Origin of the sequence: Streptomyces sp. NPDC056628, assembly GCF_042792555.1 — a bacterium.
Taxonomy (GTDB): domain Bacteria; phylum Actinomycetota; class Actinomycetes; order Streptomycetales; family Streptomycetaceae; genus Streptomyces.
Window position 1 is genome coordinate 1,874 of record NZ_JBHTWG010000078.1, and the last position, 3,206, is coordinate 5,079.

1 rRNA gene is annotated in these 3,206 nt (G+C 57.1%); it reads left to right on the forward strand.

The features are described 5' to 3' along the window. The first annotated feature begins 59 nt into the window (after positions 1-59). Positions 60-3,184: ribosomal RNA gene (locus ACFRAC_RS36465) — 23S ribosomal RNA — on the forward strand. Positions 3,185-3,206: the final 22 nt, after the last annotated feature.

Below are 3,206 nucleotides of genomic sequence, written 5' to 3' on the forward strand. Positions count from 1 at the left end.
CGGGGGTGATGGGTGGTTGGTCGTTGTTTGAGAACTGCACAGTGGACGCGAGCATCTGTGGCCAAGTTTTTAAGGGCGCACGGTGGATGCCTTGGTACCAGGAACCGATGAAGGACGTGGGAGGCCACGATAGTCCCCGGGGAGTCGTCAACCAGGCTTTGATCCGGGGGTTTCCGAATGGGGAAACCCGGCAGTCGTCATGGGCTGTCACCCTTGCCTGAACACATAGGGCAAGTGGAGGGAACGCGGGGAAGTGAAACATCTCAGTACCCGCAGGAAGAGAAAACAACCGTGATTCCGGGAGTAGTGGCGAGCGAAACCGGATGAGGCTAAACCGTATGCGTGTGAGACCCGGCAGGGGTTGCGCATACGGGGTTGTGGGATCTCTCTTTCATGGTCTGCCGGCCGTGAGACGAGTCAGAAACCGTTGATGTAGGCGAAGGACATGCGAAAGGTCCGGCGTAGAGGGTAAGACCCCCGTAGTCGAAACGTCAACGGCTCGTTTGAGAGACACCCAAGTAGCACGGGGCCCGAGAAATCCCGTGTGAATCTGGCGGGACCACCCGCTAAGCCTAAATATTCCCTGGTGACCGATAGCGGATAGTACCGTGAGGGAATGGTGAAAAGTACCCCGGGAGGGGAGTGAAATAGTACCTGAAACCGTGTGCCTACAAGCCGTGGGAGCGTCGGAATGAAGACTTGTCTTTGTTCTCGTGACTGCGTGCCTTTTGAAGAATGAGCCTGCGAGTTTGCGGTGTGTTGCGAGGTTAACCCGTGTGGGGAAGCCGTAGCGAAAGCGAGTCCGAATAGGGCGATCTAGTAGCGCGCTCAAGACCCGAAGCGGAGTGATCTAGCCATGGGCAGGTTGAAGCGGAGGTAAGACTTCGTGGAGGACCGAACCCACCAGGGTTGAAAACCTGGGGGATGACCTGTGGTTAGGGGTGAAAGGCCAATCAAACTCCGTGATAGCTGGTTCTCCCCGAAATGCATTTAGGTGCAGCGTCGTGTGTTTCTTGCCGGAGGTAGAGCACTGGATAGGCGATGGGCCCTACCGGGTTACTGACCTTAGCCAAACTCCGAATGCCGGTAAGTGAGAGCGCGGCAGTGAGACTGTGGGGGATAAGCTCCATGGTCGAGAGGGAAACAGCCCAGAGCATCGACTAAGGCCCCTAAGCGTACGCTAAGTGGGAAAGGATGTGGAGTCGCACAGACAACCAGGAGGTTGGCTTAGAAGCAGCCACCCTTGAAAGAGTGCGTAATAGCTCACTGGTCTAGTGATTCCGCGCCGACAATGTAGCGGGGCTCAAGCGTACCGCCGAAGTCGTGTCATTGCAGCGTATAGCCCCAACGGGTGTTGTGATGGGTAGGGGAGCGTCGTCTGCCGGGTGAAGCAGCCGCGGAAGCGAGTTGTGGACGGTTGACGAGTGAGAATGCAGGCATGAGTAGCGATTCACACGTGAGAAACGTGTGCGCCGATTGACTAAGGGTTCCTGGGTCAAGCTGATCTGCCCAGGGTAAGTCGGGACCTAAGGCGAGGCCGACAGGCGTAGTCGATGGATAACCGGTTGATATTCCGGTACCCGCTGTGAAGCGTCAAACATCGAATCCAGTGATGCTAAGCCCGTGAAGCCGCCGGCCGAGTCTTCGGACGAGGTCGGAGTGGTGGAGCCGGTGACCCGAGCTGGTAGTAGGTGAGTGATGGGGTGACGCAGGAAGGTAGTCCATCCCGGGCGGTGGTTGTCCCGGGGTAAGGGTGTAGGACGGTGTGCAGGCAAATCCGCACACCTTGTGTCTGAGACCTGATGCCGAGCCGATTGTGGTGAAGTGGATGATCCTATGCTGCCGAGAAAAGCCTCTAGCGAGTTTCATGGCGGCCCGTACCCTAAACCGACTCAGGTGGTCAGGTAGAGAATACCGAGGCGTTCGGGTGAACTATGGTTAAGGAACTCGGCAAAATGCCCCCGTAACTTCGGGAGAAGGGGGGCCATGTCCGGTGATGAGCTTCGCGCTCTGAGCTGGGTGTGGCCGCAGAGACCAGCGAGAAGCGACTGTTTACTAAAAACACAGGTCCGTGCGAAGCCGTAAGGCGATGTATACGGACTGACGCCTGCCCGGTGCTGGAACGTTAAGGGGACCGGTTAGTCCGACTTCGGTCGGGCGAAGCTGAGAACTTAAGCGCCAGTAAACGGCGGTGGTAACTATAACCATCCTAAGGTAGCGAAATTCCTTGTCGGGTAAGTTCCGACCTGCACGAATGGCGTAACGACTTCTCGACTGTCTCAACCATAGGCCCGGTGAAATTGCACTACGAGTAAAGATGCTCGTTTCGCGCAGCAGGACGGAAAGACCCCGGGACCTTTACTACAGTTTGATATTGGTGTTCGGTTCGGCTTGTGTAGGATAGCTGGGAGACTGTGAAGCCTGGACGCCAGTTCAGGTGGAGTCGTCGTTGAAATACCAGTCTGGTCGTGCTGGATGTCTAACCTGGGTCCGTGATCCGGATCAGGGACAGTGTCTGATGGGTAGTTTAACTGGGGCGGTTGCCTCCTAAAGAGTAACGGAGGCGCCCAAAGGTTCCCTCAGCCTGGTTGGCAATCAGGTGTTGAGTGTAAGTGCACAAGGGAGCTTGACTGTGAGACCGACGGGTCGAGCAGGGACGAAAGTCGGGACTAGTGATCCGGCGGTGGCTTGTGGAAGCGCCGTCGCTCAACGGATAAAAGGTACCCCGGGGATAACAGGCTGATCTTCCCCAAGAGTCCATATCGACGGGATGGTTTGGCACCTCGATGTCGGCTCGTCGCATCCTGGGGCTGGAGTCGGTCCCAAGGGTTGGGCTGTTCGCCCATTAAAGCGGTACGCGAGCTGGGTTTAGAACGTCGTGAGACAGTTCGGTCCCTATCCGCTGTGCGCGTAGGAGTCTTGAGAAGGGCTGTCCCTAGTACGAGAGGACCGGGACGGACGAACCTCTGGTGTGCCAGTTGTCCTGCCAAGGGCATGGCTGGTTGGCTACGTTCGGGAGGGATAACCGCTGAAAGCATCTAAGCGGGAAGCCTGCTTCGAGATGAGGACTCCCACCCACTTGATGGGGTAAGGCTCCCAGTAGACGACTGGGTTGATAGGCCGGATCTGGAAGCACGGTAACGTGTGGAGGTGACCGGTACTAATAGGCCGAGGGCTTGTCCTCAGTTGCTCGCGTCCACTGTGTT